Below are 26,543 nucleotides of genomic sequence, written 5' to 3'. Positions count from 1 at the left end.
TCCCCTCAGTCGTAGATGGGCCGCAATTCCTTATCGAGGTGGTATCGCGTCAGGGCCATTGACGCGAGAAGGTCCGGCGACCCGTCATATTCGACCGACATCCAGCCCTTGAACTGATATTTCTTCAACAGGTGATACAGGCCCTTCAGGTCCAACTCACCCAGGCCGGGCTCCCAGAACCAGCGTGTGCCGTCATCGGTGATCTCCGGGTCCTGAGCATAGCGGACTTCATCGGGCTGGCGGACCGAGGCCGTATCCTTCAGGTGGAAGGTGCTGATCCGGTCGTGATAATCCTCGTAGAAGGTCAGCAGATCCTCGCCCATGATCGCGACCTGCGCCGTGTCGATGCAATAGTGAACCAGCTCAGGATCGGTGCTTTCGATGAACTCGCGGTGGTTCGGCAGATTGATCGCGCAGAAGAACTCGTTGTGAAGACCGATCTTGACGCCGTGGTCGGTCGCATAGCGCCCGATCTCGTTGATCGTCCGGGCACATTGCTGAACCTGTTCGCGCGACAGCGGACCCGACCCGTAATAGTTGTTGGTCGGACAGGTGTTCATATAGGTGCCGCCGAACTTCACGATCGTGTCGACGGCTTCCCGTCCCGAGCGCACCGCTTCCTCGAAATGATCGGCGGCATGCGAGGCATGGGCGCCGTGGAACATCCCGATCACATCGACGCCGCGATCCTTCGCGAACGCGGTGAATGCCTCGGGCGATCCGAACAGGGGCAGGATGTCAGCCAGGTCCCAAGGGGCGATCTCGATACCGTCAAAGCCGAGCGCCGACTGGTATTTCAGGATCGTGTCCCAGTCGGAATAATAGGCGGAGTTCGTATTGTTCTCGTAATAGAAATCGCGGAAGTTCTCGATCTGCCGATAGGGGATCGCCTTCCAATGGCTCATATTGGCGTAGCGGATATTGGGCATCACAGGGCACTCCGTCCGGCCTGGTTCGGCAGTTGGTTGAGGAAGGCACGAGTGCGCAGAAGAGCGCGGAACGGATCGCGTGTCTGGCGGGCGCTGCAGACGACCGGTCCATCATAGCCCAGATCATCCAGTAGCTGGACGATACGCGACAGATCGACCGATCCGGTTCCGGGATCGCGGAACACCTGTGTGGCCCGCCCGGCAGGGAATTCGGGGTTCGGGCTCTTCCATGTCTCGTCCGTATCGAGGAAATCGGTATCGGTGAGGTGCACGCAGCCGATCCGGCCGATATGCGCGCTGATGAACGCGGCGGGCGAAACGCCCGCGATCGTCAAGGTCGCGGTATCGACGTCGAGCGTGACGCTTTCGGGCAGGGCGTCGAGCAGCGGAAGGATGCGCTCGCCCCGGAAAAGGCTCCAATATTCGTTACGGAGCACCAGGGTGACGCCCACCTCCTGCGCCTTGGCGGCAAGGCGCTGAAGCAGTTCGGTCGCGCGCGCGACGATGTCATCCATCTTCGCGTCCAGATCGGGGTGATAGTGCGCCATCCGCCCGTAAAAGGCGGACGGGCTGATCGCGAAATAATCGGCACCGAGGTCGGCGGCATGGGAAAGCGCCTCGCCCGCGAAATGGCCGCTGGCACCGAAGAAGAAGCCCAGATTGTCATTGCGCATGAACAGATTGGGATCGAATGTAACGCCGACGACCCGGTCGATGCCGCTTTGCCGCAACACGTCCCGGTAATTGGCGGCGCTTTGATATTTTGTGTTGATGCAATAGCGGTTCATCGGAACGCCGCTGCGGCCGCCAAATTGCCAGACCGGCTCATAGGGGATCTCGATCGCGCGAAACCCGCTCGCACTGATCAGCGGATACAGCTCCTCCCAGAAATATTTGCCTTCATACCGGTTTCGGTTGGGTTCCTGATAATGGCGATTGATCAGATCCAGGCTTATGCCGATCGTATCTTTGTTCATGTCGGTTTCCATCGTTTTCACGGATGCGTCGCCGCGCGACACCCGGATTGGTATGACTAAGGCTTGGCCGGTCCCGTCCGGGGCCAGCAGAGAACGACGAGCGTCTGGACGGCGAGCACCGCCACCGCGCCGCCGCTATAGGTCCAGCGGATGGCCTCCCGCGCGGTGTCGCTGACATGGCCGGGGGCATAGTCGAATGCGCCCAGCACATAGGCGAAACCGGCCGTGCCCAGCGCCATGCCGAGCTTCGTCGAAAGACTGATGCCTGCGGATAACAGCCCCTCGCGACGGGCGCCGAACTTCGCCTCGTGGTAATTTACGGTTTCCGCGATCATCGCATAGGTCGAGGTGATCGTGATCGAGGTCGCCAGGCAGCCCGCGACGTAGAAGCCCAGAAATACCGGCACATTGTCCTGAACGAAGGGCAACGCTCCGAACAGCACCGCCGCGATGGCGAGCGCGCCGGCCGTGCCGTTCCGCAGGCCGGTGCGCGTCAGGATTGCGGGCGCGAAGAAGGCGGATAGGAGCAGCATACCCGCCACGGCAGGCAGCATGACCGAGATCATCCATGGCCGCTTCATGACGTCGATGGCAAAGTAGGCGGTGGCGGCCATCATCATGCCGAAGCGTGCGAAATAAAGCAGGCAATGGAAGAAGACGACCAGCCAGGCACGGTTGCGCAACATCTCGCCGACCGCGGAAAGAATGGCGAAGCCCGGCGGGGCATCATCCTCGTACCGCTCCTTGCAGTTGCGGAAGAGCGCCAGCGTGCAGATCAGCCCGACGATCGCGAACAGCACGGCAACGAGCGTGAACCCTCGCTGCTGGTTTCCTCCGCCTAGCAAACCGACCAATGGCATGACCGCCGCCGTTCCCAGCACGACGCCGGTCGCGGTGCCGATCGAACGCAGGCCCGACAGCCGCAGCCGCTCCTTGCCGTCCAGCGTCATCATCGGCATCAACGCGGTATAGGGGATCGCCTGAAGCGACATGACGATACCCAGCGCCTTGAAGGTGACGAAGGCGTAGACGAGTTGCGCGCCCTGGCTCCATGCAGGCATCGAGAACACGGCAACGGTCAACAGCGCATAGGGAATGGCCGTGCACAGGAAATAGACGCGGGTACGCCCCCAGCGCGTGCGGGTCTTGTCGACCCCGATGCCGACCAGCACATCGACCACGGCGTCCAATATCCGCGCGACCAGAAATACCGTGCCGACCGACGCCGCAGGCAAGCCCACGACATTGGTGTAGTAGAACAGCAGGAATCCGCTGGCCATATTATAGGCCAGACTGGTTCCCATGTCGCCAAAGCCGTAACTCAGGCGCTCGACAAAGCCCAATTCGCTTTTTTGCATGACGATGACCCGTTCAGGACTGGGAAGCAGCGGATGCGGGTCAGTCGGCCAGCGCTTCTTGCGAAACGGCCAGCGATTGCACCATGGGCAGCGTCGGAAAATATTCGAGACCGATGGCGCCGGTATAGCCAAGATCACGCAAGGTCTGCGTGACCTCCTTCCAGTCGACAGCGCCGGTCCCCGGCTCGTTGCGGTCGGGCATATCGGCGACCTGCACATGGGCGACCAGATCAATACGCCCGGTGAGTTCCGTGCGCATGTCCTCACCCATCACGGCACTGTGCCAGACATCGTACAGGAGACGCAGGTTCGGGCTGCCCACCGCCTCGACCAGGTCGAGGCCGAGCGTGGTGCTGACCAGATACATGGTCGCGAAAAGCCGGGTGTTGAGCGGCTCGAGCAGGAGCATGACGCCCGCCTCCTCCGCCGCATCTGCCGCGGCGCGCAAGGCGGCCACGGCATTGTCGAAATGCTCTTGCTCGCTCATGCCCTCCACCCGGAAACCCGAGGCGACGATCAGGGCGGGCTTGCCGAGCTTGGCGGTGGCGGCGATGGTTTCGCGAACGGCGGTGACCATCTCCTCACGCTCGGCGGGATCGACGATCGAGCGGCGCGGATCGACGCACAGGCTGGTCAGCCGCATTCCCGTGTCCGAGAGCGCCATCGCGAGCGCGTCGATGGGCTTGTCACGCCAAAGGTGAAATTCGGCCAGCTCTAACCCGGCCGCCTTGGCCGCGCGCAGACGCGCATCCAGCGCTCCAGCTTCGGCGAACTGCCATTCAATGCATGATGATAGCGAATAGACCGCAGACATAGGACCCTCTCCCATTCTACGGCCCCGTGGTGCGTTTGCACTCGTATGCCTGGCGAGTGAATCCCCGCTATTTTGTTTCCCGATTAGTCCCTCATTTGCCCGGCCAATGCAAGCCGAATGCGGCTCATTCAAAGGAAATCCAGCGAACAAGCCTCAGGCCCGCCTGGCTGCTCGCAACGACACTCCACCCGAATTTCTGGTCAAATCGCCGTTTAGGTGTTCAGTCCTGTCATTTGCGGGATCGGATTGACGATGAACAATTTCGTCCTGACGTCCAAATTTTACGATATCTCCGAAAGTTGTGAAGACGCTCAGCGGCTTGACGCTGAAATAAAAGTGTAGGCGACGAAGGAGTCGGCGAGATGCATCCATAGCTGATCGCGCGGCCATTTAAGTGGAAGGGTTTGACGGTCAGTATCGCACGACCCACCGTGACACGCCTTGAAAAACATGACGGCGACACGCCAGGCTATGGGTGGCGCAAGGGTTGAATCTCGACGCCGCATCACTGTCGAGACGCGCAGCCGCGCTGGGCCTCGACGGATCGTTTGGGCCCCGACATCTCGCTGCGCGTCCCGATAGGCGCTGGCCTTCCTGGAAAGCCTTTATCGAGGCGGTGAACCGGCTCGACCGGGACCAGGCAGACATCTCCCGGATGCTTCAAGGTGCGCGTGACGCATTCGCCCATGCCCGGATGCTGGCCGATGTCGCCTTCTCCTGATCCCGCCCGCAACGGCATCGCCCCGGCGAGCCGCCAAAGGATGCGCCAACCAGAGGCGCTGGCATAGAGACACGATGCTACGCCGATCGCGGCAAACACCACGCGCCATCGGAAATCATCGTTCCGGCCCCCCAAAGGCGAACCGGATCGCCGGGGCCATGGCCGCCAGCATCGTCGTTCCGTGCGACTGCCCCGGCAGCGAGAGGAAACGCGCCCGACCCATCCGCCCGCCGCGATCAAGCGACCGGGCCAGTTCGGCGGGGGATGCAGCGGCAGCCTCCCCTTCTGCGATCAGGATGCGGGGTCCGTCCGTCGCCGTGGCGGCTTCGCGTGCGATCAGCCCATCGCCGAACCAGAGCGACGGACTGACCGCGACCACCGCATCGAACATCGCCGGGCGGGTCAGGGCGGCATGCAAGCCGACCAGACCGCCGAAGCTGTGGCCGAGCAGCGTCTCCCGAGACAGATCAACCCGCCAGCGCTGGCGGACGAGCGGCTGCACCTGACCTTCAATGAGGTCGAGAAAGGCCTCCGCTCCACCGGTCGCCAGTCCGCTGGCGGGCATGGTCGCGGGGATCCTCCAGCCGGGCGTCGCGGGCGTATAGTCGCGGACGCGGCGCTCCAGCGGCCAGGCCGCGATCCCGACGACAATGCCATCCGAAACGCCGCTCCGCGCGCCTGCCCGCGCCAGCCGGCGCGCGGTGAGCGCCGCGATCGCAAAATTATCCTCGCCATCCAGCACGTAGAGCACGGGATAGCCGCCGGGCGGCGGAGGCGCCTCCGGCCAGGCGATGAAGATGCGATACGCCTCTCCGCTTTTGGCGTGGACGACCCGCTCGACGCTGTGCGACAGCGTATAGGGCGTCTCCGCCGCCACCGGCGCGGCGGGTCCGGCCAGTGCGAGCAAGAGGGTTGCCAGCATGCTCACCACCGGTATTGCAGCCGGAGATTCAGCGTCCGCCCCGACCCGTAATAACAGGCGGAAGGCGACGAACACAGCGCGACATAGCGATGATTGGTCAGGTTGCGCGCATTGACCGACAGGATGATGCCGCTGGCAAAGGCCTTGCGCAGGAACAGATCGTACAGGGTATAGCTGGGCACACGATAGGCATTGGCCGTGTCGCCATAGGAAACGCCGACATAGCGTACGCCGCCGCCAAGCCCGACCCCGCCGAGCGGCCCGCCCTCGGCAAAGCGATAGTCGGCAAATAGCGAACCCATCCAATCAGGCACCTGCGCCAGCCGATTGCCCTGTTGCCCGGCCGCGCCACGCGTGATCTCGCTGTCCATATAGGTGCCGGTCGCGATCATGCTAAGCCCGCCGACCAGCGTCGCCTTGCCCTCCAATTCGACTCCCCGAATGCGGCCCTGTCCGGTCTGGACCTGACAGGTTCCGCCCGCGCAGACATGGCTTTCGTCCGGGTCGGGACTGGCGAGATTGTTCTGGGTCAACTGATACGCCGCCGCAGTCAGCAGCGCGTTGCTGCCACGCGGCTGGAACTTGACGCCCGCCTCATATTGCTCGCCGGTCGTCGGCTTGAACGGCGTGCCGTCAAAATACTGGCCGGTCGTTGGCTGGAACGAGGTGGAATAGCTGGCATAGGGCGCAAGGCCGCTCGGTGAGACCCAGGTCGCGCCTGCCCGCCACGTCATCTTGTCGGCCTTGGTCAGCGTCACCGGATCGGTGCTGCCGGTCGCCAGTTCGTTGACCTGATGGTTCTTCGCCCAGTCATAGCGCGCGCCCAGCGTGACATGAAGCTGGCCGAGCGTGATCTGATCCTGACCATAGGCGCCGACCTGCTCCACCCGCGCGTTCAGATAGACCTGCGGCTTCAGCGTCTGGAAGATCCGCCCCACGCCTTGCGACACGGGATTGAAGATGTCGGGCATCGGCGGAACGTCCGTCGACAGATCGCGCCGGTGCCGCCATTCGGTATCGAGCAGATCGAGGCCGACCAGTACCCGGTGCGCCAGGGGACCCGTGTCGATACGGCCTTCGATCTTGGTATCAAGGCCATAGCCATCCGAATGGCCGACGCCTTGCACCGCGCGCCGGTTGATCGTCTGACCATTGGCCAGCGTGCCGCCACGCAGTACGGTTCCCTGGAACAGCGTCTCGACATGGGTGTAGCGACCATTCTGCCTCAGCTCGAGCCGATCGGAAAAGGCATGGCGCATTTCGTATCCGACCAGATACTGGTCGCGGTCGAAGGTGTTGAACTGGGGTTCGCCAAGAAAGGCGTCGAGCCGGATATGGCGCCCCCCCGCCCCCGGCTGCCGCGATCCGACATCAGGCAGGAACTGGAAGGTCGATCCACCCTCGTCACGCTGATATTGCGCCATCAGCGTGATGCTGGTCGCCGCGTCGGGTGCCCAGCTCAGGCTGGGGGCGATATAATAACGCCCGGTCTTGATCGCATCGATCTGTGCATCGCCATAGCGCGCCAGGCCGACGAGCCGCGCGCTGATCGTGCCGTCGCGTGTGAGCGGCCCGGATACATCGGCCGCGCCCTGATATTGCCATTTGCCGAGATCGGTGAACCCGGCCCCCTGGACCATGATCTCGCCTCGCGGACGCGCGGTCGGGCGCTTCGTTACCAGATTGACGATACCGCCCGGCGCCACCTGCCCGAACAGAACCGCCGAAGGGCCCTTCAGGACCTCGATCTGCTGAAGCGCGAACGGGTCGAACGCGGTCCGCGTCCATTGCCCACCGGCCGGCAGGCGAATGCCGTCGAGGAACAGATTGTCGCTGAAGCTGCCGGCCGCGAAGCCGCGTACCGAAAAGCTGTCGGCACGGCTGTCGATACCGTCCTGCTCGGCCTGGACGCCCGCGGTATAAGCCAGCGCCTCGGTGACGCTATGGACCGCGCGGACGTCGAGTTCCTCGCGGGTGATGACCGAGATGGATTGCGGCACTTCGATCAAACGCGTCGAGGTTTTGGTTCCCGACGTCGCCTGAGTCTGCCCCGTGGCCGTCACGACGATCTCGCTGTTGCGCAGTGCGTCGCCGGTTTTTTCCTGCGCCACCACCGGCGATGCCGCCGACGACAGCAGCAACCCGACACCCCAATAAATCTTCATAGGTCTCCCGCCCCTGGTATCCGCTGCCTTTGAGGTCCGTCGCGGACAATGCGGGATCGCCCTTAGCTACGATGGATAATGCGAGTCAATCGCATTTGGTAAGGGATTAAGATGTTTGTGGAATTCTCGGGAGGCAAATCGGTTCGGGATGGGGCCCTGCGCCGTATCCGCATCGGGCCCCAGCTATCCTCCACGGATCGGCAATGCCGTCAGCCGTTACGTTCCTCGGCAGCGACAGCAATGGACCAAAAGCACGCCCCGAAAAGCGGCGAAAAGCTCAAGCCAGCACGCTTGCGGGCATGGTGATCGCCAGGGTCCGTGCCGGGTTGTAAAGGTTGACGTAGAGGGTGCGGCCATCGGGTGAAAAACAGGCCCCCGCCAACTCGGTCTGCGCGTGCAGAAAGCCCAATATATAGGTCTGCCCCGCGGGCGTGACGCCGATGAGCCGGTTGGTGACGGTCTCGGTATATTGGTCCTCGCACACGATCAGATGGCCGTTCGGCGCGACCGTCAGATTGTCGCCGAAGTCGAGCATCGGCTTGCCGGTCGACTCGACGAAGATCTGCACCATACCGCCCGTCGCCTGATGCCCTTCGTCGCGGGCGGGGCGATAGCGCATGATCTGGCCCAGCCCGGCAGCTCCGCCCGACGTACAGCAGAAATAGAGTTCGCCACGGCCCATATGGATGCCCTCGCCACGGGCGAACAACAATGCTCCAGCGGCCGCGCCGCGCGCGCGCAGATCGTCCTGCGGGCTATCGACATGGTCGAGATCGATCCAGCGGGTCGGCAGCCATTCGCCCGGCGCCACGCCGATACCCGTCCAGTTCCGGCTGTCGCGGAGAGCCGGATCGCGCGCCGCGAGCGCCTGAAGCCGTCCGCCCGCCGCCAGCCGGCCGGGGCGGGCGGGCAGAAACCGATAGAGCAGGCTATCGTCGCGATCCTCGGTCAGATAGACGATGCCGGTGCGCGGATCGACCGCCGCCGCCTCGTGGTTAAAACGACCCATGGCGCGCAACGGCACCGGATCGACGCGCCCGCGCGCCGCCGCCGGCACCTCGAAGACCCAGCCATGATCCTGCGACACGCCGCCGCCCGCACGGGTCACATCCTCTTCGCAGGTCAGCCAGCTCCCCCATGGCGTCGTTCCACCAGCACAATTGCGGATCGTTCCCGCCAGGCTCAGATGCTGTGACAGGACCCGTCCGCTGGCATCGTCGATGACCAGCGTGGTCGTACCACCCGGCAGGGCGAGCCCATCGGGGTGGCGGTCGAACGCCGCTCCCAAGGCACCGGCACGCGCACCCTTTGCGGCATCCTCGGGCAAAAGCTCGTGGTTGCGGACCAGGGCATGGCGTTTGCCGGGCAGCGGGATGCAGCCCATGCCGTCGGCGTGATCGGGTACGACCAGCCCATCGTCCATCCTGTCACCCAGCGCCGAGACGATGCGGTAGGAAAAGCCGCTTGGCAGGTCGAGCAGTCCGGCGGGATCGGGCAGCAGCGGGCCGTATCCGACCCGGCCCGTGTCGGGGACGGCGGCATTCGCGATACGGGCAAGGCCCGCAAAGGCGGTGGCGGTCAGGCCGAGCGTGGCGGAGCGGCGGGTCGGGGTGAGATCAAGCATGACCATATCCTGTCGCAGCCATGTTTCGCGCGGATGACGCAGAGGCATGGCCGGCGCAGGCATCGCACAAGCCGGCGGCTTCGAGCGGTGCGGCGGCCAGTACGAAACCGCGCTGCACCGCTTGCGCTTGGATGGACCGCATCGCGCCATGCTCGATCAATTGCACATGGTGGCAAGACAGGCAGACGAGGCACAGATCGATCGGCCGCGAACACACGACATAGGCGCGCAGCATCTCCACCCGCAGCACAAGCCGCTGGCGGACCAGTCGCGCGAGCGTACGATAGACCTGCGCCGGGACGATCGGGTTGACCCGTTCGCTGGCCCGCGCGGCAATGTCATAGGCGCTGAGCGGTCGGCCCCCTTCCGCCAATATGCCATGGACCAGCGCCTCGATCTCGCCACAACGCCGCCGGGGCGCGACCTTGCCGTCATGGGTCATACGCGGTCGCTCGCCGCGACGCTCTCCACCAGCCCCTGCAACTGCACCTCGTTCAGCCCCAGCGTCATCAGGGCCAGGGTTCCGCGAAGCTCCTCCGGGTCGATCCCCCGCGTGATGAACACCATGCGCGTGCGTCGGTCGTCGGATGGCCATCGTTCCAGCTCGACCGGCGGGTGGAATATGTGCTGCACGCCGTGCACCACCACCGGCGCATCGAACCCCGCCAGGTTGACGATTCCCTTCACGCGCAGCAGGTCCGCGCCCTTGAACATGGTGAGCAGCCCCAGCCAGCGGTCGAAGGCGACCGGGTCGAGCGGCGTGTCGAAGGTCAGGCAGGTGGCGCGGATGCCGTCGTCATGGCGATTGACGTCGTGGTGGTGATGGTCGTGATGGTGGTGGTGGTGCCCGTCCTCATAGGCTTCGTCGGCCAGCCAGCGGCGGACATCCTCGCTCTTGGCGGCGGGATCGTACAGCCCCACGCCGAACAATAGGGCGGCGTCGACGATGCCGTTGGTGACAGGAATAACCGGTGCGGCGGCGTTGAGCGTGGCCAGGCGATCGCGCAGCCTGTCCTGCGCGCCCATCCCGACCAGATCGGTCTTGGTCAGCAAGAGCCGATCGGCAACCGCGGCCTGCTTGACCGCCTCGGCCTGGCTGTCCAGCGTCGCCATTCCGGTCGCCGCATCGACCGTCGCGATGACCGCGTCGAGCCGATAGAGCGACGCCAGCCGGGGGTCGGTCATCAGCGTGTGCAGGATCGGTGCCGGATCGGCCAGCCCCGTCGTCTCGATCACCACCCGGTCGAACCATGGCTGGCCATGGCGTGCGAAGCGCCACGGTGCGTCCCGCAAGGTGCGCGCCAGATCGCCCCTGATCGTGCAGCACAGGCAGCCGCCGATCATTTCGACGACCATATCCTCGCTCGACCGCGCGACGAGATCGTGATCCAGCCCGACCGCGCCGAACTCGTTGATGACGACCAGCGCCCGCGCCATGTCCGCCGAGCGGACCAGATGATTAAGGACCGTCGTCTTGCCGCTGCCGAGAAAGCCGGTCAGTACCGACACCGGAATGCGCGCGTCCGCCACCACGCCGCTCATGCCTGGTCCTCCGCCGGACAGGCGGCGGGTGCGCCCTTCCCATGCGACATGGCGCGCCAATTCCCGACATGCGCCACCGCGAGCAGCACTGCGCCCAGGCTGCTGACCCCGCGCTCGGTCGTCTCGACCGAGACGGCAAAGGCTCCGATACCGAGCAGCGCCAGCCCGACAACCGCGAGGAGCAGGGGCCAGCGGCTGTCATGCCGCCGCCGCCCCAGCGCCATCGCCAGCATGCTGGTCGGCAGCGCCAGCGCGAAGGCGACGGCATGGAAGCTTTCGGGCACCGTCAGCATCGTCGCCAGCACCGGCAGCGCGACCAGCAGGACCGGCAGCAACAGGCAGTGGATCAGGCACAGCACCGACGCGGTCACCGCGAAACCGTCGAGCCAATATTGCCGACCAAAAGCGATCTTGAAGACACTGGACACCGAATAGCTCTTTTCGTTACGTTATGTTGTAACGTATCACATGGGAATATCGTCATGGCAACCCTTCCGTCTCAGGATCGTCTCCCCGTCACGGTGCTGTCGGGTTTTCTCGGCGCGGGAAAGACGACGCTGCTCAACCATATCCTGGCCAATCGCGAGGGGCGCCGCGTCGCGGTGATCGTCAACGACATGTCGGAAGTGAATATCGACGCCGATCTGGTGCGGGGCGGCGAGGCGGCACTTTCGCGATCGGAAGAGGCGCTGGTCGAGATGACCAATGGCTGCATCTGCTGCACGCTGCGCGACGACCTGCTGGCGGAGGTGCGCGCGCTCGCCGAGGCGGGGCGGTTCGACTATCTGGTGATCGAGTCGACCGGCATTTCCGAACCGCTGCCGGTCGCCACCACCTTCTCCTTCCGCGACGAGGAGGGCGTGTCGCTGGGCGATGTCGCGCGGCTCGACACGATGGTGACCGTGGTCGATGCGATCAACCTGCTGGCCGATTATTCCAGCCAGGATTTCCTCGCCGATCGGGGCGAGACGATGGGTGAGGAGGACACGCGCAGTCTGGTCGGCCTGCTGGTGGAACAGATCGAGTTCGCCGATGTGGTGGTGATCAACAAGGCGTCGTCGGTATCGCCCGAACAGTTCGCGACCGTCAGGAAGCTGGTCGCCAGCCTCAACGCCGATGCCGTCATCGTGCCCGCCGACCACGGCCGGGTCGATCTGGACCTCGTTCTCGCCACCGGCTTGTTCGACGAGGAGAAGGCGTCGCGCCACCCGCTCTGGGCCAAGGAGCTGTACGGCTATGAGCACCACCAGCCCGAGACGGAGGAATATGGCATAGAGAGCTTCGTCTATCGCGCCCGGCAGCCCTTCGATCCGGCGAAGTTCCGCGCCTTCCTGACCGATGGCGGGCTGGATCACATAGTGCGCGCCAAGGGGCATTTCTGGCTGGCGACGCGGCCAGACTGGGTCGGCGAACTGGCGGTGGCGGGCAGCCAGACGATGAGCTCGCGCCTCGGCCGGTGGTGGGCGTCGATCCCGAAGAACCAGTGGCCCGATGACGGCCGGTTCGAGGAGTTCGTCGCCAGCCACTGGGACCCCATCTGGGGCGATCGGCGACAGGAACTGGTGTTCATCGGCATCGGCATGGACGAGGCACGCATCCGGCAGCGGCTCGACGCCTGTCTCCTCGCCGCCCCCGCCTTCACGCCGAACCTGTGGGCCACGCTGCACGACCCCTTCCCCGCATGGGGCACGCCGCAGTTGCAGGCCGCCGAATGACAGGCACCGCGATCAGCGGACGGCTTCGCCGCGTTCGCGGATAGCGGCGACCTGTGCCGGACCGCACATCACACCAGGCCCCCTGAACCGGAGAGCAACGATGACATACTGGATTGCCTGTCTCGCCGCGCTTGCAACGCCCGCCACCGCGCAGGAACAGAAGGCCACGACGCCGTTCGTCCTTGCGCCGCTTCCCTATCCGGCCACCGCGCTCGAGCCGGTGATCGACGCCGAAACGATGACGCTGCACCATGACCGGCATCATCAGGCCTATGTCGATGCGCTCAACAAGGCGATCGCCGCCGATCCGGCACTGGCGGGGCGGTCGCTGGAGCAGTTGCTCGCCGGCGCCGGGTCGGAACCGGCGGCGGTGCGCAACAATGCGGGCGGCCATTGGAACCACAGCTTCTTCTGGAAGACGATGGCGCGTCCGGGCACCGGCGGCCAGCCTTCGCCCGAACTCGCGCGGGCGATCGATGCCGCCTTCGGGTCAATGGACGCGATGAAGGCGGCGTTCAAAACGGCAGGCACGGGGCGCTTCGGCTCGGGCTGGGTCTGGCTGATCCTGGGACCGGACGGCAGGCTCGCCATCGCCTCGACACCCAATCAGGACAATCCGCTGATGGACGTGGCCGAAACCCACGGCACGCCGCTGCTCGGCAACGATGTGTGGGAACATGCCTATTATCTGAAGCACCGCAACCGCCGCGCCGACTATCTGGATGCATGGTGGCAGGTCGTGGACTGGAAGACGGTATCGGAGCGCTTCGCCGCCGCACGGCGATAGCGCATCCCGCAGCCCGACCACCTGCGATCGCCGGTTTGACAGCGGTCAAAGGCATCGACCCGGCAGCGGGGCACAAGGTCGGGCATGTGGCCCTATCATCCCGAACTACTCGCACGGCCCGTGCCGCGCTACACCAGCTATCCCACCGCCGCCGAATTCCGGGATGCGGTGGGCCATGGCGACATGGCCGCCGCGCTGGACGCGGTGGAGGGCGATACGTCGATCTCGCTCTATCTGCACATCCCCTATTGCCGGGCGATCTGCTGGTATTGCGGATGCCATACCGGGGCGGCGAACCGAACCGCACGACTCGACGCCTATCTGGCGCGGTTGCATGAGGAGATCGATCTGGTCGCCGCGCGGCTGGGCGGACGGGGGCGGATCGGGCGGATCGCCTTTGGCGGGGGCAGCCCCAATGCGATTCCGCCCGCCGCCTTTGCCGCGCTGGTCGCGCATCTTCGTGCCGCATTCGCCTGCGAACGGACGACCCTGTCGCTGGAAATCGATCCCCGCGGGTTCGACTCCGACTGGGCGGCGGTCGTCGCGGATGCCGGCGTCACGCGCGCTAGCTTAGGCGTGCAGACCTTCGCCCCCGCGCTTCAGGCCGCGATCGGCCGGGTTCAGCCGCATGACGAGATTATCCGAACAGTCGGCCTGCTTCGCGCCGCCGGGGTTGGCTCGATCAATTTCGACCTGATGTACGGCCTGCCCGGACAGGACGAAGCAGCGTTGGCGGCGACGCTGGAGCAGAGCATTGCGCTCGCCCCGGAACGGCTGGCGGTTTTCGGCTATGCGCATGTCCCGCACCTCATCCCGCACCAGCGACGGATCGATGCACGCGCGCTGCCCGGTGCGGCGGAGCGCTTCGCACAGGCGGCGCTGGCGCATGAGCGGCTGATCGCGGCGGGCTATCGCACGGTCGGCTTCGACCATTTCGCGCTTGCCGACGACACCCTGGCCCGCGCCGCCGACAGCGGAACGCTGCGCCGCAATTTCCAGGGCTTCACCGACGATCAGGCTGAGATCCTGATCGGGCTGGGCGCCAGCGCGATCAGCGAGTTTCCCGATCGCCTGCTGCAAAATGCCAAGAATGCCGGGGAGTGGCATCAGGCGATCGGCGCGGGTCGCTTCGCCACCGCCCGAGGAGTGGCGCGCGACCCGGTGGAGCAACGACGCGCCAGGGCGATCGCAGCGGTGCTGTGCCACGGCCGCGCCGAACTCGCCGATCTGCCCGAACGGGAGGCGATCCGCCTGCGCCTCGACCGTTTCGAGCAGGCCGGACTGATCGACTGGCAGGGGACGCGCCTGAGGCTGAACGGCGATGCCCTGCCCTATGCGCGCAGTATCGCCGCCGCCTTCGATGCATGGCGAACGGAGGACGATATGCGCTTCAGCCATGCCGTCTGACCCGCCGCCGCGCTGTGCGGCCTGTGCCGCCCATGGCGTGGCCCTGTGCGCGGAACTGGATCGTCGACAGATCGTGGCGCTGAATCATATCGGTCGTCGCCGTCGGCTGGCCGCCGGGCAGGCGCTGGGCTGGGCGGGCGAACCCGCCGCCACTTGCGCCAATCTCGTCTCCGGCGTGCTCAAGGTGTTGCGGGGCGAACCGGACGGGCGTGTGCAGATCGTCGGCCTGCTCTATCCCGGCGACTTTGCCGGCATCCTCTTTGCCGAACGATCGCCCGACACGATCGTAGCGCTGAACGACGCCGATCTGTGCGTCTATCCGCGCGGGCCCTTGGAGGCGTTGCTGATCGACCAGCCCGCCATCGGACGGCTCCTGCTAAAACGCACATGGGCGACACTTGCCGAAGCGCGCCGGTGGATGGCCATTCTGGCTCGCGGCCGGGCGGAAGCGCGCGTGGCCGCGCTGCTGATCGACATGGCGCAGCGGTGCGAGGCGGATGCGCAAGGCCTGTTCCGATCGCCGCTGTCGCGCGGCGCGATGGCCGAGGCGCTGGGCCTGGCGATCGAGACGGTGAGCCGCCACATGACCGGATTTGATCAACAGGGGCTGATCGTCACATCCGGGCCGCATCGGCTACGCCTGATCGACCCGGTACGCCTCGCCGCCATTGCGGGATGCTCCTAGGCGGCGGACCGGCGCTGCGTGCGTTCCGCCGACCATTGTCGCTCGCACAGCGCGGTCAGCTCCGGGCGGTGGCTGACCAGGATCATCCCCTGCCCGGTCCGCGCGAGCCGTGCGTCGAGACGGCGCGCGACCTGGGCGGTGACCTCCGCATCCAACCCCTCGCCAGGCTCGTCGAGCAGCAGCCAGGGCGCATCCGCCAGAAAGGCCCGCGCCAGTGACAGACGCCGCCTCTCGCCACCCGACAGGCGCGTGCCATCGTCGCCCAACCAGCTATCGAGCCCTTGCGGCAAAGCCCGCACCACGCCGTCGATCGCCGCATCCTCCAGCGCCTGCCACATCCGATCCTCGTCCGCATCGGGATCGGCAAGCAGCAGGTTCTCGCGAACCGTACCGGTGAGGAGCGCGGCATCCTGCGGCGCCCAGGCGAAGGTCGCGCGCAGCGTCTCGGGCGAGAGGGTCGTCGCATCCCGTCCGTCGACCTTGATCCACCCGGGCGCCAGCGGACGAAGCGCCAGCATCCCCTCAATCAGCGTCGTCTTGCCGCATCCCGAACGTCCCGTCAGCGCGATGCGCGTACCGGGTGCGAAGCGGTCGCCATCGATGGTCAGCACCGCGTCACCCGGCAAGGCGCCGACCGGCCGCTCCGCCTCCACCGCGCCGAATATCCCATCGAGCCGCGCCTCCGCCTCGCGCAGCCGTCCGCCTTCGGTCAGCGATCGCAGTAGCGGCGCGATCGCATCGACCGTCATCGCCGCCGCCAGCGCCGCGAGTGCCGCGGTCGGCGCGCCCGCCCGCGCCGCCAGCGCCAGCGCCGATGCGGCCGCGACGGCGATGCCGATAGCGTGCAGCGCCTCGAACCGCGCCGCGACCCCGGCCTGCCGGACCTGCGCCTCGGCCAGCCGGTCGCCCGCCGCCGCGATCCGGGTCGCCGCCCAATCCTCTAGCGCGAAGCAGCGCAGCTCCGCTGCCGCACCGCCGAGCATGGCGACCTCTTCGCGCAAGACGCCGGCGGCGCGCTGCACCGCCCGCCCCCGCTCCTGGAACTGACGCGCCCAGTAGCGCCCCACCAGCAGCGCGCCCGCCACGCACGCCAGCGTCGAGACCATGGCTGGCCAGCCTCCCAGCGAGGTCAGCGCCGCACCGGATAGCAGAGCGGCGGCGACACCCCAGGGCCCCGACAGCCGCACGAACCGCCATTCCACCGCATCGACATCGCCGATCAGTCGCGCGGTCGCCTCGCCCCGGCCAAGTGCCAGCGCCATGGCGGGGGGCGCAGCGGTGAGGGCGCGGTAGAGCGCCGGACGCAGCCGCGCCAGCGCGCCGAAGGCCGCGCCATGCCCCGCCAGCCGCTCACCATAACGCGCGCCCGTCCGTACGATCGCCAGCAAACGGATCGCGGCGGAGGGCAGCATATAGTTGAAGGTCTGCGCCGCGACGATCCCCGCCCCACCCGCCAGCGCCGCCGCGGTCAGGAACCAGCCCGACAGCGCGAGAAGCAGCACCGACGCGGCGGCGACCAGGGCGGCGCAGGCCCCAGCCTGTCGCAAGCGGCGGCGTTCGTTGCGCCGTTCGGCGGCGATCAGGCTATGAAGGGTCATGCGGCAGGTCCCAGGCGGACGACCCGCGTCGCGATGGCAGCGAGCGCGGTGCTATGGGTGGCGATCAGCGTCGTACGCCCATGGGCGGCACGCGCGATGGTCGCGATCAGATCGGCTTCGGCCGCCGCATCGAGATGCGCGGTCGGCTCGTCGAGCAGCAGGAACGGCGCGGGGCGGAGCAAGGCGCGGGCCAGCGCGATCCGCCGCCGTTCGCCGCCAGACAGGCCGCTGCCCCGCGCGTCGAGCGGCGCGTCCAGTCCGCCCGGCCGACGCGCCAGCATCGGGCCAAGCCCCGCCGCCGCGACCGCCCTGTGGATCGCCATCTCGTCGGCCTGTGGATGCGCCAGCACGAGATTCTCGCGGATCGTACCCGCGATCAGCAGGGGATGCTGCCCCGCCCAACTCGCCTGTCCGGCCAGAGAGACAAAGGCCTTACCACCCGCCTCGATCGTCCCGGCCGACAAGGGCACGAGCCCCAGCAGCAGATGCAGGACGCTGGTCTTGCCGCTGCCCGACGGGCCCAGCAGCGCCACCGTCTCGCCTGCATCGATATGCAATGACAGATGCGACACGGCGGGTGCGTCGCTGCCCGGATAATGGATCGTCACGTCGCGCAAGGCGAGCGGAACCGTCACTGCTTCCGCCGTCGCGACAACCGGATCGGGCAGCGGGATCAGCGCATCGGCCGCCGTCTCCGCCGCCTGCTTGTCATGATAGGCGGCAGCGAGCCGACGCATCGGCGCATAGAATTCGGGTGCCAGCGCCAGCACGAAGAAAGCGCTGCCCAGGGTCAGCGTCTCCGGCGCGGCGAAGGGCAGCAGGCCGAGCAGCGAAAAGCCGCAATAGACCGCAACCAGCGCGACCGACAGCGCCGCGAAGAACTCCAGCGCGGCGGAGGACAGAAAGGCCACGCGCAGAACGCGCATGGTGCGCTCCGCCAGTTCCTGCGCCGCCGCGCCGATGGCGTCGGTCTCGCGGGTTTCGGCGCGAAAGGCGAGCACCACCGGCAGGGCGCGCACGCGGTCGGCGAACCGCGCCGACAGGCGATGCAGCGCGACGAACTGGCGGCGCGATTCCTCCGCCGCCGCGCCGCCCGCCAGGATCATCGTCGCGACGAAGGGCAACAGGGTTGCGGCAAGGATGAGCGCCGCGACCCAACTGGCGCAGGCGGTCGCGGCGATCACCAGTATCGGCGCGGCGGCGGCGGCCTTTCGCGCGGGCAGGAAGCGCGCGACATAGCCGTCCAGCGCCTCGACCGCATCCACGGCACGCGTCGCCAGCATCCCGCCGTCCAAAGCTTCCCCGGCCGTCCGGTGCAGCACGGCGTCGACGACGCGCCGCCGTTGCACCCGCTTGACGCCCCCGCCCGCACCGCCCCCTGCCGCATGGCCATGGTGGCGAACGCGCCGCGCAAGCCGCCGCCCGCGACCGCGAGCAATAGCCAGGGCAGAAGCATCGCCTGTGTCGAGACCGCCGTCACCCCGCCCGCGATCCCCGCCGCAAAGCCGATCGCTGCGCCCGTATCGAGCAGCAACAGGCCCGCTGCACCGTCACGGCGTCCGGCCGCTTGCTTCAGCCATCGGGTGCGCGCCTTGGCCGCGATGGGATCATGAGTGACCGTCGTCATGCCGGGACCGTCGCAGCGACGGCCGCCACCGTCTTTGACCGCCGTCAATGTCGGAACCCGGACCGACGCCTAGCGACTCGCGCGACAAGGGGCCGGGGATGGCTCCTTTTATGGAGGAGTCACATGGACCCCGGAGTCATCGACCTGTCACGGCTGCAATTCGCGGCCACCGCCCTGTATCATTTCCTGTTCGTGCCGTTGACGCTCGGCCTGTCGATGATGCTGGTCATCATGGAATCGGTCTATGTCATGACCAATCGCCCGGAATGGCGGGTCACGACGCGGTTCTGGGGCAAAATCTTCGGCATCAACTTCGTGCTGGGCGTCGCCACCGGCCTGACCATGGAATTCCAGTTCGGCACCAACTGGTCCTATTTCTCGCATTATGTCGGCGACATCTTCGGCGCGCCACTAGCGATCGAAGGACTGATGGCCTTCTTTCTGGAGGCCACGTTCGTCGGGCTGATGTTCTTCGGCTGGGACCGCTTGTCGAAGCTGGGGCATCTGATCGTCACCTTCATGGTCGCGCTCGGCACCAACCTGTCGGCGCTGTGGATCCTGATCGCCAATGGCTGGATGCAGAATCCGGTCGGCGCGACCTTCAACCCCGATACGATGCGGATGGAAGTCGCGGATTTCGGCGCGGTGCTATTCAACCCGGTCGCCCAGGCCAAGTTCGTCCATACGGTCAGCGCGGGCTATGTCTGCGCCTCGGTCGTGGTGCTGGGCGTGTCGGCCTTCTGGTTGCTCAAGGGCCGCTTCCTGCCCGTCGCGCGCAGGTCGATGACGGTGGCGGCGGCGTTCGGCCTCGCCTCCTCGCTGTCGGTCGTCGTGCTGGGCGACGAGAGCGGCTATGCGCTGACCGACAACCAGAAGATGAAGCTCGCCGCGATCGAGGCGGTCTGGCATACCGAGCCGGGGCCGTCGGGCCTGACGCTGTTCGGCTATCCCGACACGGTGGCACGCGAGACGCGCTACAAGGTCGAGATTCCGTGGCTGCTCGGCCTGATCGCGACGCGCAGCCTGGACGGCACGGTGACGGGCATGTCCGAACTGGTGCTGAAAGCGCAGGAGCGCATCGCCTCGGGGGTGATCGCCTATGACGCGGTGCAACGGCTGAAGGCCGACCCGCAGGACATGGTCCAGCGGGCACGGTTCGAGGCGCACAAGCGCGACCTGGGCTATGCCTTGCTGCTCAAGCGGCAAATGGCCGATCCGCGCAGCGCGACGCCAAAGCAGATCGAGGCGGCGGCCTGGGACACGGTGCCCGATGTCGGCCTGCTCTTCTGGAGCTTCCGCATCATGGCGGCGATCGGCTTCGCAATGATCGGGTTGTTCGCGACCGCCTTCACCCTGTGTTCGCTTCGGATGCACATGGATGCGCGCTGGTTCCTGAAGCTGGCGGTGGCGGCGATCCCGCTGCCCTGGGTCGCGATCGAGCTGGGATGGCTCGTCGCCGAACTGGGGCGACAGCCTTGGGCGATTGAGGGCGTGCTTCCGACCTTCCTGGCGACCAGTTCGCTGTCGCGCGGGGCGCTATGGACGACGCTTGCGGGTTTCACCCTGCTCTATGGCATGCTGGCGGTGATCGAGGTGCGCTTGATCCTCGCTGCCATCGCCCATGGTCCCGAGGAACGCGACGACCAGCCGGCACCGGGTGCGATCCCCGCCGCCATTCCCGTCACCGCCTGAAGAAAGGGACTGGGACATGTTCGATTATGAAATGCTACGCCTCATCTGGTGGGCGCTGCTCGGCGTGCTGCTGATCGGTTTCGCGCTGACCGACGGGTTCGATCTTGGCGTTGCCGCCCTCCTGCCCTTCGTCGCGAGGGACGATACCGAGCGGCGGATGGTCATCAACTCGGTCGGGCCGACCTGGGAGGGCAACCAGGTGTGGTTCATCCTGGGGGGCGGCGCGATCTTCGCCGCCTGGCCCTTCGTCTATGCGGTCAGTTTTTCGGGCTTTTATCTGGCGATGTTCCTCGTTCTGGCCGCGCTGATCCTACGGCCGGTGGGGTTCAAATACCGTTCGAAGAAGCCCGACCCGGCATGGCGCGCTCGTTGGGACTGGGCATTGTTCGTCGGCGGACTGGTGCCCGCACTGGTCTTCGGCGTCGCGGTCGGCAACGTGCTGCTGGGTGCGCCCTTCCGTCTCGATGGCGATCTACGCGCCTTTTACGACGGCACGCTGATCGGCCTGTTCACCCCCTTCGCGCTGCTGTGCGGCCTGTTGTCGGTGGCGATGCTGGTGTTGCACGGCGCGGCATGGCTATCGATCAAGGTCGAGCATGGGCCGGTGCACGACCGGGCGCGAACCTTCGGAACGGTGGCGGCGATCGCGGCGATCCTGCTCTTCGCGGCCGGGTTCGCCTTCGTCGCCTGGGGCGATATCGGATACCGGGTCATCGGCGCGGTCGATCCGCAGGGGCCGTCCAACCCGCTGCGCATGACGGCGGAACCGGCGGGCGGCGCATGGCTGACCAACTATACGACCTATCCCTGGATGATGGCGCTGCCCCTGATCGGTTTTGCCGGTGCAGTGCTGGCGCTGATCGGCATCCGTGGCGGGCGCGAGGCGCTGGCCTTCACCGGCTCCTCACTGGCGGCGACGGGGATCATCGCCACGGTGGGCTGTTCGATGTTTCCCTTCATCCTGCCATCCAGCATCGATGCGCATAGCAGCCTGACGGTATGGAACGCATCCTCCACGCACAAGACGCTGGGCATCATGCTGATCGTCACCATCGTCTTCCTGCCGATCGTGCTCGCCTACACCGCCTGGGCATACCGGGTGATGTTCGGGCGCGTGACCAGCGACGCGGTGCGCACCAGTCCCGATTTCTACTGAAAGGCTCCTGCCATGTGGTATTTTTCCTGGGTTCTTGGCCTCGGCCTCGCGCTCGGCTTCGGTATCCTGAACGGCATGTGGCATGAATTCCACCTGCCGCAGGAGGAGGACCTGCCGCCGACGCGCGGACCGATGGAATAGATGGATATATCGGGATCATGGCACCGCTTCCGGGCGCGGCCATGATCCTAGCCCCTATATTGTCCTGCCGACGTACGGGGGCGGTGCGAAAGCTCAGGCCGCCTCGGCCCGCGCGGCCAGCGATGCGCCATCCATGATCGTGATCGCGCGACCGCCTGGCAAAGCGATGACGCCCGCCTCCTTCAACCGGGTCAATTGGCGGCTGACCGTTTCGATCGTCATGCCCAGAACATCGGCGATTTGACCGCGCGTCAGGGGAAGGTCGAAGCGGACCGGCGTGTCGGGACATGCGTTGCACGCCTTCTCCCCCAGGCGGCCCGCGACATCGACGATAAAACCGGCCAGCTTCTCGCTCGCCGACTGCCGCGCCAGCACCAGCATCCGCCCGCGCGCCTCGTTCAACGACGCGAAGGTGCGCTGGAGAAGCAGATGTTCCATGCGCGGATGCTCTTCCAGGACATTCTGGAACGCCGCGCGGGGAAACACGCACAATTCGGCGTCGCTCAACGCCACGGTCGTGAAATCCGTCACCCCGGCATAGGGCTGACCGAAGAAATCCGCCTGGTACAGCAGGCCCACGATCTGCTCGCGACCGTCCGCCGTCCCGGCCACCAGTTTCAGCACGCCCGACAGGACGTTGCCGCACACCACCGCCTCGTCGCCGCTCCAGGCCACCGTCTGCCCCCGAGCGACATGGCGACGTTGGCCGAGTTCGTTCAGCACCTTCAACTCGCGATCGTCGAGGCTGCCGCACAGCGCATGATCGCGGACGGCACAATCCGCGCAAATCTTGGTCTGGATCATGGGACCCAGTGTAGCAGGGAGAGATGAATGTGTCGCCCGTCCGCCCGTCAACGCTTTGAAATTTGACCGCGATCAACTTCGGGCTTGTCCGTGGTCAAGTCGGCTCGGGAGCTGCGGGTTTACGTCTTCCCTCACACCCTGTCGTGACAAAGGAGGTTCGGGGAATGACGATCGTAAAGAACGCGGCGTTGGCGCTGGGGGCGATGTCCGCCGCCACCGTCGCGGTTCCCGCCATGGCGCAGACCGCCGAGCCGCCCAATGCCGCGCCCCGCATCGGCATCGCGGCCGGTGACGTGCTGGTGCGCGCGCGCGCGATCACGGTCGTACCGAACGAGGATTCGGGCGGCATCACCCCCGCCTTTCCACAGGAACGGCTGTCTGTCGGCAACGCGGTCATGCCCGAATTGGACGTGACCTATATGGCGACCGACCATATCGGCTTCGAACTGATCGCCTCGACGACCAAACATACCGCCAAGGGGACGAGCGGCACGACCGGCGGCATCGGCAAGCTGGCGACCACCTGGGTCCTGCCGCCGACGCTGACCGCACAGTATCACTTCGCACCGGCCAGCCATGTGCGTCCCTATCTCGGCGCGGGCATCAACTACACGATCTTCTGGAACGAGAAGGCATCCGACGGGCTGCAGGCCGCCGTCGGCACGACCCGCGTCCACATGAAGGACAGCTTCGGCTGGGTGGCGCAAGCCGGGGTCGACATAGACATCACGCCGAAGGTCTTCCTGAATCTCGACGTCAAATATATCGACATCGACACGCGCGTTCAGCTCGACACCGCCGCGGCTGGCACCCAGAAGGTAAAGCTCGGCCTCGACCCGCTGGTGTTCGGCGTCGGCCTGGGCATCCGTCTCTAGGTCACTCCGGGGGCATGCGGTGGTGGACACCATCACGTCCTTATGTCCCCCGGAAGTCGGGCACTTGGCTATCGGCTCCGACATGACTGTCTCGGACGCTCCCGACGCACGCCGAGCGGTGGATCGCGGCGGCCAAGCGGTTGAAAAGCGTACCATCGCATGTCCGCCATGTCGGCGTCGCTAGGGTGACACAGCCATCCTCCCTCGACAGGAAAAATGATCTGCTGGCGAACCGCCGGTGCGGATAGCTTGCCTAACCGCTACGCAACATATGCTTTTCCCCTAATTCCCATCTTATCGATAGGATTATCCCTGCGCCGATGGCCCGGTGCATGAGGGAGACAGGGATGAGCCCGATCCGATTCCACGATCCGCCCGCCGGGGCGAAGCATCCGACATACTGACCGCTAACGACCGCGCCGCCGGGTAACGCCCGGCCTTTTCGAGCGACGGTTCCGCCCCATGTCGGCCGCGATTGGCGCGTCCGCACGGGAAGGAACGCGCCCGCGATCGATCGCCAAAACCATAAGAAAGCCAATCCATGAAAAGGGGATTTCCGGCAACGATGGCGCTCGCCCATCGCCGCCGCTACCTGCTGCTCGCCGCCACCGCGCTGCTGCCCTCGGGTGCCGCCGCACAGGTCGTTCTCGCCAGCAACGATGTATCGGCAAAGGCGGAGGCGACTGCGCCAAGCACCGATGTCCGAGCGGCCGACGCCGTGGATGATTCCGCTGCTGAAATTCTCGTCACCGCACGACGGCGCGAAGAGCGGGCGCAGGATGTGCCGATCGCGCTCAGCGTGGTCGGCGCGGAGCAGCTCGGGATCCGTGGCGACTATCGGCTGGATCAGGTGCAGCAACTGGTGCCGTCGCTCCAGGTCTTCAGCTTCAATCCGCGTAACACCAACATCAACATCCGCGGGCTCGGCTCTAATGTCGCGCTGACCAATGACGGTCTGGAGAATGGCGTCGGCGTCTATATCGACAATGTCTATTATGGGCGCGTCGGACAGAGCCAGTTCGACCTCGTCGATCTCGATCGGGTCGAGGTGCTGCGCGGACCGCAGGGCACGCTGTTCGGCAAGAACACCACCGCAGGCGCGATCAACATCTCCAGCCGCCTGCCGCAGTTTCAATGGCACGCCGACGGACAGGCCGATATCGGCAATTACGATTATCGACAGGTGCGCGGCTCCGTCACCGGCCCGTTGATCGACGGCCTGGCTGCCTTTCGCCTGAGCGCCGCCTATACGCGCCGCGACGGCTTTCTCTACGACACGACGACGCGGCGCCGCGTCCATGATTATGAGAATGCCACGGTGCGCGGCCAGTTGCTGCTGACGCCCGCCCCCGCCCTGACCATCCGCGTCATCGGCGACTGGGGCCAGCAGGACCAGTCCTGCTGCATCAACGTGCCGGTCCGGACCTTCACGGCCTATGACAATGGCGCCCCCATCGCGAACAATTTCCTCCAGAGGCTGGCGCGTTTCCCGAATTATACGCCGCTGCCGATCGATCCCTTCGCCCGCCGGACCGACGCCAATTCGCCGTTCCAGGCGAATATGGACACTTGGGGCGTGTCGGGTCAGGTCGATTATGATCTGGGCGGCGCGGCGCTGACCTCGATCACGGCGGTGCGGCAATGGAACTGGTTCCCGCGCAATGACGGCGACCTGACCGCGCTGTCGATCAACACGCAGGGCCATATCCTCAATTTCCAGCGGCAGTTCAGCCAGGAATTGCGGCTCGCCTCCACCGGCTCCCGCACGGTCGACTGGCTGCTGGGCGTCTATTATTTCCAGCAGGTGGTGCGCGGCTATGGCCGCACCGAATTCGGGCCGGATGCCGCGCTCGCGCTGTTCCCATCGGACAATCAGACGGTCGCGAGCATCGCCACCAACGGCCTGCTCTCCGGCGCCCGGTCCGATCCGCATACCAAGAGCGGGGCATTCTTCGGCCAGGCGACCTGGCATATCAGCCCCGCGCTCAGCCTGACCGGCGGTCTCCGCTACACCCATGAAGAGAAATGGGGCAGCTACGCCAACGACCTTCTCTTCGCGCAGCCGAGCACCGGGCTGACCGCAGCACAGATCGCGCGCGTCGCCGCGATCCGCAACGCGTTGACCCCGGTTCAGGCCTTTTCGGTCGACACCGACGACGACAGCGTCTCGGGGCTCGCCACGCTGGGGTGGAAGCCGGTGGAGGACGTGCTGGTCTATGCCACCTATTCGCGCGGCGCGAAGTCGCAGGGCCTGAACCTCACCAATCTCCCCGCCGGGATCGACCCGGTCGTCCGGCCCGAAACGGTCGACAATTTCGAGGTCGGGTTGAAATCACAGTTCCTCGACCGGCGCGTGACGCTCAACCTCGCTGCCTATCAGACCAACGTGCATGATTATCAGACGACGATCGTGCAGCAGGTGATCGGCACCAACACCTATATCAACTATATCGCCAACATCCCCAAGGTCCGCTCACGTGGGTTGGAGGGCGATCTGGCGGTCCGCCCCGCCAACTGGCTGAGCCTGACCGGCTCGGTCGCCTATACCGACGCGACCTATCGCGACTATCCCAACGGCCCGACACCGGTGGAGGCGCTCAACCCGACCGCCGCCAGTCCCGGCGGGTCGCCGGTGCGCGATTTCACGGGCGAGCGTCTGGCGGGTGTGCCCAAATGGGCGGCCTCGGTCGGCGCCGACGTGACCCGCACGATCGGCGGCGGTGCGGAGGCCTATCTGCACGGCGACTGGTCGTACCGCTCCTCCTATTACACCGTCGCCAGCAACAGCCGATACGGGCTCGTCCCCGGCTATGGCCTGGTCAATGCGCGCGCCGGCATCCGGCTGGGCGAGGATGGTCGCTACGACCTGTCGGTCTGGGCACGCAACCTGTTCGACAAAGACTATTTCCAGACTTTGAACGTCGTCAATTACGGGCTCGTCTCCGCCATTCTGGGCGATCCGGGCACCTATGGCGCGACGCTCAAGGTCCGTTTCTGACGGAGA

Annotated in this window: 23 protein-coding genes; 10 read left to right on the top strand and 13 right to left on the bottom strand. The window is 66.1% G+C overall.

All coding sequences use genetic code 11. The features are described from left to right. Positions 1 to 5: 5 nt before the first annotated feature. Genes ACWPWT_RS12690 through ACWPWT_RS12675 form a run of 4 tightly spaced genes read right to left on the bottom strand, consistent with a single transcriptional unit; the run spans position 6 to position 4,078 of the window. A complete protein-coding gene (locus ACWPWT_RS12690) occupies positions 6 to 929 on the bottom strand; it encodes a sugar phosphate isomerase/epimerase family protein (protein WP_309697524.1) in 924 nt (307 codons plus the stop codon). Further along, positions 929 to 1,906 (bottom strand): sugar phosphate isomerase/epimerase family protein, encoded by a 978-nt coding sequence (locus ACWPWT_RS12685; RefSeq protein ID WP_454279978.1) that lies wholly within the window; start codon positions 1,904 to 1,906, stop codon positions 929 to 931. The genes ACWPWT_RS12690 and ACWPWT_RS12685 overlap by 1 nt, the downstream gene beginning before the upstream one ends. A 56-nt stretch (positions 1,907 to 1,962) precedes the next feature. Then, the gene (locus tag ACWPWT_RS12680; protein WP_454279977.1) at positions 1,963 to 3,264 is read right to left on the bottom strand and encodes an MFS transporter; all 1,302 of its coding nucleotides are present in this window, start codon (positions 3,262 to 3,264) and stop codon (positions 1,963 to 1,965) included. 40 nt (positions 3,265 to 3,304) lie between these two features. Further along, positions 3,305 to 4,078 carry a TIM barrel protein gene (locus tag ACWPWT_RS12675; RefSeq protein WP_454279976.1) on the bottom strand — a complete coding sequence of 258 codons (774 nt, stop codon included), beginning with the start codon at positions 4,076 to 4,078 and terminating at the stop codon, positions 3,305 to 3,307. Positions 4,079 to 4,553: 475 nt separating this feature from the next. Between ACWPWT_RS12675 and ACWPWT_RS12670 the strand changes: the two genes are divergently transcribed. Beyond that, positions 4,554 to 4,799 (top strand): hypothetical protein, encoded by a 246-nt coding sequence (locus ACWPWT_RS12670; RefSeq protein WP_454279975.1) that lies wholly within the window; start codon positions 4,554 to 4,556, stop codon positions 4,797 to 4,799. Between the two features lie 115 nt (positions 4,800 to 4,914). On the opposite strand, the gene ACWPWT_RS12665 is transcribed toward ACWPWT_RS12670, so the two are convergent. The 6 genes from ACWPWT_RS12665 to ACWPWT_RS12640 form a co-directional block, all read right to left on the bottom strand. Next, positions 4,915 to 5,721 carry an alpha/beta hydrolase gene (locus tag ACWPWT_RS12665; protein WP_454279974.1) on the bottom strand — a complete coding sequence of 269 codons (807 nt, stop codon included), beginning with the start codon at positions 5,719 to 5,721 and terminating at the stop codon, positions 4,915 to 4,917. A 2-nt stretch (positions 5,722 to 5,723) separates the two neighbouring features. Then, positions 5,724 to 7,886, bottom strand: a complete 2,163-nt coding sequence (locus tag ACWPWT_RS12660; protein ID WP_454279973.1) for a TonB-dependent siderophore receptor — start codon at positions 7,884 to 7,886, stop codon at positions 5,724 to 5,726. Positions 7,887 to 8,163: 277 nt separating this feature from the next. After that, a complete protein-coding gene (locus ACWPWT_RS12655) occupies positions 8,164 to 9,510 on the bottom strand; it encodes an alkaline phosphatase PhoX (RefSeq protein WP_454279972.1) in 1,347 nt (448 codons plus the stop codon). Further along, positions 9,503 to 9,952 (bottom strand): Fur family transcriptional regulator, encoded by a 450-nt coding sequence (locus ACWPWT_RS12650; RefSeq protein WP_454279971.1) that lies wholly within the window; start codon positions 9,950 to 9,952, stop codon positions 9,503 to 9,505. The genes ACWPWT_RS12655 and ACWPWT_RS12650 overlap by 8 nt, the downstream gene beginning before the upstream one ends. Next, positions 9,949 to 11,052 (bottom strand): CobW family GTP-binding protein, encoded by a 1,104-nt coding sequence (locus ACWPWT_RS12645; RefSeq protein WP_454279970.1) that lies wholly within the window; start codon positions 11,050 to 11,052, stop codon positions 9,949 to 9,951. Before ACWPWT_RS12645 ends, ACWPWT_RS12650 begins: the two co-directional genes overlap by 4 nt. Continuing rightward, positions 11,049 to 11,480: a MerC domain-containing protein gene (locus tag ACWPWT_RS12640; RefSeq protein WP_454279969.1), complete on the bottom strand. Its 432-nt coding sequence runs from the start codon at positions 11,478 to 11,480 to the stop codon at positions 11,049 to 11,051. The genes ACWPWT_RS12645 and ACWPWT_RS12640 overlap by 4 nt, the downstream gene beginning before the upstream one ends. Before the next feature lie 54 nt (positions 11,481 to 11,534). On the opposite strand from ACWPWT_RS12640, the gene ACWPWT_RS12635 reads away from it, so the two are divergent. From ACWPWT_RS12635 to ACWPWT_RS12620, 4 genes are all read left to right on the top strand, one after another. Continuing rightward, a complete protein-coding gene (locus tag ACWPWT_RS12635) occupies positions 11,535 to 12,767 on the top strand; it encodes a GTP-binding protein (RefSeq protein ID WP_454279968.1) in 1,233 nt (410 codons plus the stop codon). A gap of 100 nt (positions 12,768 to 12,867) precedes the next feature. Beyond that, positions 12,868 to 13,554, top strand: coding sequence for a superoxide dismutase (locus tag ACWPWT_RS12630; protein WP_454279967.1), 687 nt, complete (start codon positions 12,868 to 12,870; stop codon positions 13,552 to 13,554). An 84-nt stretch (positions 13,555 to 13,638) separates the two neighbouring features. Continuing rightward, complete coding sequence (locus ACWPWT_RS12625; protein WP_454279966.1) at positions 13,639 to 14,961, top strand: radical SAM protein; 1,323 nt, start codon at positions 13,639 to 13,641, stop codon at positions 14,959 to 14,961. Further along, positions 14,951 to 15,646 (top strand): Crp/Fnr family transcriptional regulator, encoded by a 696-nt coding sequence (locus tag ACWPWT_RS12620; RefSeq protein WP_454279965.1) that lies wholly within the window; start codon positions 14,951 to 14,953, stop codon positions 15,644 to 15,646. The genes ACWPWT_RS12625 and ACWPWT_RS12620 overlap by 11 nt, the downstream gene beginning before the upstream one ends. Here the strand turns inward: ACWPWT_RS12620 and ACWPWT_RS12615 are convergent. Together ACWPWT_RS12615 and cydD are read right to left on the bottom strand one after the other, a co-directional pair. Then, complete coding sequence (locus tag ACWPWT_RS12615) at positions 15,643 to 17,244, bottom strand: amino acid ABC transporter ATP-binding/permease protein (RefSeq protein WP_454279964.1); 1,602 nt, start codon at positions 17,242 to 17,244, stop codon at positions 15,643 to 15,645. The two genes, ACWPWT_RS12620 and ACWPWT_RS12615, sit on opposite strands and share 4 nt — an antisense overlap. Next, positions 17,241 to 18,593, bottom strand: a complete 1,353-nt coding sequence (gene cydD, locus ACWPWT_RS12610) for a thiol reductant ABC exporter subunit CydD (RefSeq protein WP_454279963.1) — start codon at positions 18,591 to 18,593, stop codon at positions 17,241 to 17,243. The genes ACWPWT_RS12615 and cydD overlap by 4 nt, the downstream gene beginning before the upstream one ends. A 401-nt stretch (positions 18,594 to 18,994) precedes the next feature. Here cydD and ACWPWT_RS12605 point away from each other — a divergent pair, with 401 nt between their 5' ends. The 3 genes from ACWPWT_RS12605 to cydX are packed head-to-tail and all read left to right on the top strand — an operon-like array spanning position 18,995 to position 21,860. Continuing rightward, positions 18,995 to 20,563: a cytochrome ubiquinol oxidase subunit I gene (locus ACWPWT_RS12605; protein WP_454279962.1), complete on the top strand. Its 1,569-nt coding sequence runs from the start codon at positions 18,995 to 18,997 to the stop codon at positions 20,561 to 20,563. Between the two features lie 16 nt (positions 20,564 to 20,579). Continuing rightward, the gene (gene cydB, locus ACWPWT_RS12600; RefSeq protein ID WP_454279961.1) at positions 20,580 to 21,719 is read left to right on the top strand and encodes a cytochrome d ubiquinol oxidase subunit II; all 1,140 of its coding nucleotides are present in this window, start codon (positions 20,580 to 20,582) and stop codon (positions 21,717 to 21,719) included. A 12-nt stretch (positions 21,720 to 21,731) separates the two neighbouring features. Further along, entirely contained in the window at positions 21,732 to 21,860 is a 129-nt protein-coding gene (cydX, locus tag ACWPWT_RS12595; RefSeq protein ID WP_454279960.1) for a cytochrome bd-I oxidase subunit CydX, read from the top strand. A gap of 93 nt (positions 21,861 to 21,953) precedes the next feature. Here the strand turns inward: cydX and ACWPWT_RS12590 are convergent, their stop codons facing one another. Further along, positions 21,954 to 22,664 (bottom strand): Crp/Fnr family transcriptional regulator, encoded by a 711-nt coding sequence (locus ACWPWT_RS12590; RefSeq protein WP_454279959.1) that lies wholly within the window; start codon positions 22,662 to 22,664, stop codon positions 21,954 to 21,956. A gap of 164 nt (positions 22,665 to 22,828) precedes the next feature. On the opposite strand from ACWPWT_RS12590, the gene ACWPWT_RS12585 reads away from it, so the two are divergent. Then, positions 22,829 to 23,539 carry an OmpW/AlkL family protein gene (locus ACWPWT_RS12585; protein WP_454279958.1) on the top strand — a complete coding sequence of 237 codons (711 nt, stop codon included), beginning with the start codon at positions 22,829 to 22,831 and terminating at the stop codon, positions 23,537 to 23,539. Positions 23,540 to 24,080: 541 nt separating this feature from the next. Then, on the top strand, positions 24,081 to 26,537 hold the full coding sequence (locus tag ACWPWT_RS12580) for a TonB-dependent receptor (RefSeq protein ID WP_454279957.1): 2,457 nt from the start codon (positions 24,081 to 24,083) through the stop codon (positions 26,535 to 26,537). Positions 26,538 to 26,543: the final 6 nt, after the last annotated feature.

This window comes from Sphingomonas sp. Marseille-Q8236, assembly GCF_965112005.1.
The sequence above is the reverse complement of the archived record's forward strand: the minus strand, read 5'-3'. Positions and strand labels throughout refer to the sequence as shown.

What these genes read in the sequence shown, in the direction of transcription:
- ACWPWT_RS12690 (WP_309697524.1), bottom strand. Translation starts at nt 929, where the DNA reads ATGCCCAATATCCGCTACGCCAATATGAGCCATTGGAAGGCGATCCCC.
- ACWPWT_RS12685 (WP_454279978.1), bottom strand. Translation starts at nt 1,906, where the DNA reads ATGAACAAAGATACGATCGGCATAAGCCTGGATCTGATCAATCGCCAT.
- ACWPWT_RS12680 (WP_454279977.1), bottom strand. Translation starts at nt 3,264, where the DNA reads ATGCAAAAAAGCGAATTGGGCTTTGTCGAGCGCCTGAGTTACGGCTTT.
- ACWPWT_RS12675 (WP_454279976.1), bottom strand. Translation starts at nt 4,078, where the DNA reads ATGTCTGCGGTCTATTCGCTATCATCATGCATTGAATGGCAGTTCGCC.
- ACWPWT_RS12665 (WP_454279974.1), bottom strand. Translation starts at nt 5,721, where the DNA reads ATGCTGGCAACCCTCTTGCTCGCACTGGCCGGACCCGCCGCGCCGGTG.
- ACWPWT_RS12660 (WP_454279973.1), bottom strand. Translation starts at nt 7,886, where the DNA reads ATGAAGATTTATTGGGGTGTCGGGTTGCTGCTGTCGTCGGCGGCATCG.
- ACWPWT_RS12655 (WP_454279972.1), bottom strand. Translation starts at nt 9,510, where the DNA reads ATGCTTGATCTCACCCCGACCCGCCGCTCCGCCACGCTCGGCCTGACC.
- ACWPWT_RS12650 (WP_454279971.1), bottom strand. Translation starts at nt 9,952, where the DNA reads ATGACCCATGACGGCAAGGTCGCGCCCCGGCGGCGTTGTGGCGAGATC.
- ACWPWT_RS12645 (WP_454279970.1), bottom strand. Translation starts at nt 11,052, where the DNA reads ATGAGCGGCGTGGTGGCGGACGCGCGCATTCCGGTGTCGGTACTGACC.
- ACWPWT_RS12635 (WP_454279968.1), top strand. Translation starts at nt 11,535, where the DNA reads ATGGCAACCCTTCCGTCTCAGGATCGTCTCCCCGTCACGGTGCTGTCG.
- ACWPWT_RS12630 (WP_454279967.1), top strand. Translation starts at nt 12,868, where the DNA reads ATGACATACTGGATTGCCTGTCTCGCCGCGCTTGCAACGCCCGCCACC.
- ACWPWT_RS12625 (WP_454279966.1), top strand. Translation starts at nt 13,639, where the DNA reads ATGTGGCCCTATCATCCCGAACTACTCGCACGGCCCGTGCCGCGCTAC.
- ACWPWT_RS12620 (WP_454279965.1), top strand. Translation starts at nt 14,951, where the DNA reads ATGCCGTCTGACCCGCCGCCGCGCTGTGCGGCCTGTGCCGCCCATGGC.
- ACWPWT_RS12615 (WP_454279964.1), bottom strand. Translation starts at nt 17,244, where the DNA reads ATGACCCTTCATAGCCTGATCGCCGCCGAACGGCGCAACGAACGCCGC.
- ACWPWT_RS12605 (WP_454279962.1), top strand. Translation starts at nt 18,995, where the DNA reads ATGGACCCCGGAGTCATCGACCTGTCACGGCTGCAATTCGCGGCCACC.
- cydB (WP_454279961.1), top strand. Translation starts at nt 20,580, where the DNA reads ATGTTCGATTATGAAATGCTACGCCTCATCTGGTGGGCGCTGCTCGGC.
- cydX (WP_454279960.1), top strand. Translation starts at nt 21,732, where the DNA reads ATGTGGTATTTTTCCTGGGTTCTTGGCCTCGGCCTCGCGCTCGGCTTC.
- ACWPWT_RS12590 (WP_454279959.1), bottom strand. Translation starts at nt 22,664, where the DNA reads ATGATCCAGACCAAGATTTGCGCGGATTGTGCCGTCCGCGATCATGCG.
- ACWPWT_RS12585 (WP_454279958.1), top strand. Translation starts at nt 22,829, where the DNA reads ATGACGATCGTAAAGAACGCGGCGTTGGCGCTGGGGGCGATGTCCGCC.
- ACWPWT_RS12580 (WP_454279957.1), top strand. Translation starts at nt 24,081, where the DNA reads ATGAAAAGGGGATTTCCGGCAACGATGGCGCTCGCCCATCGCCGCCGC.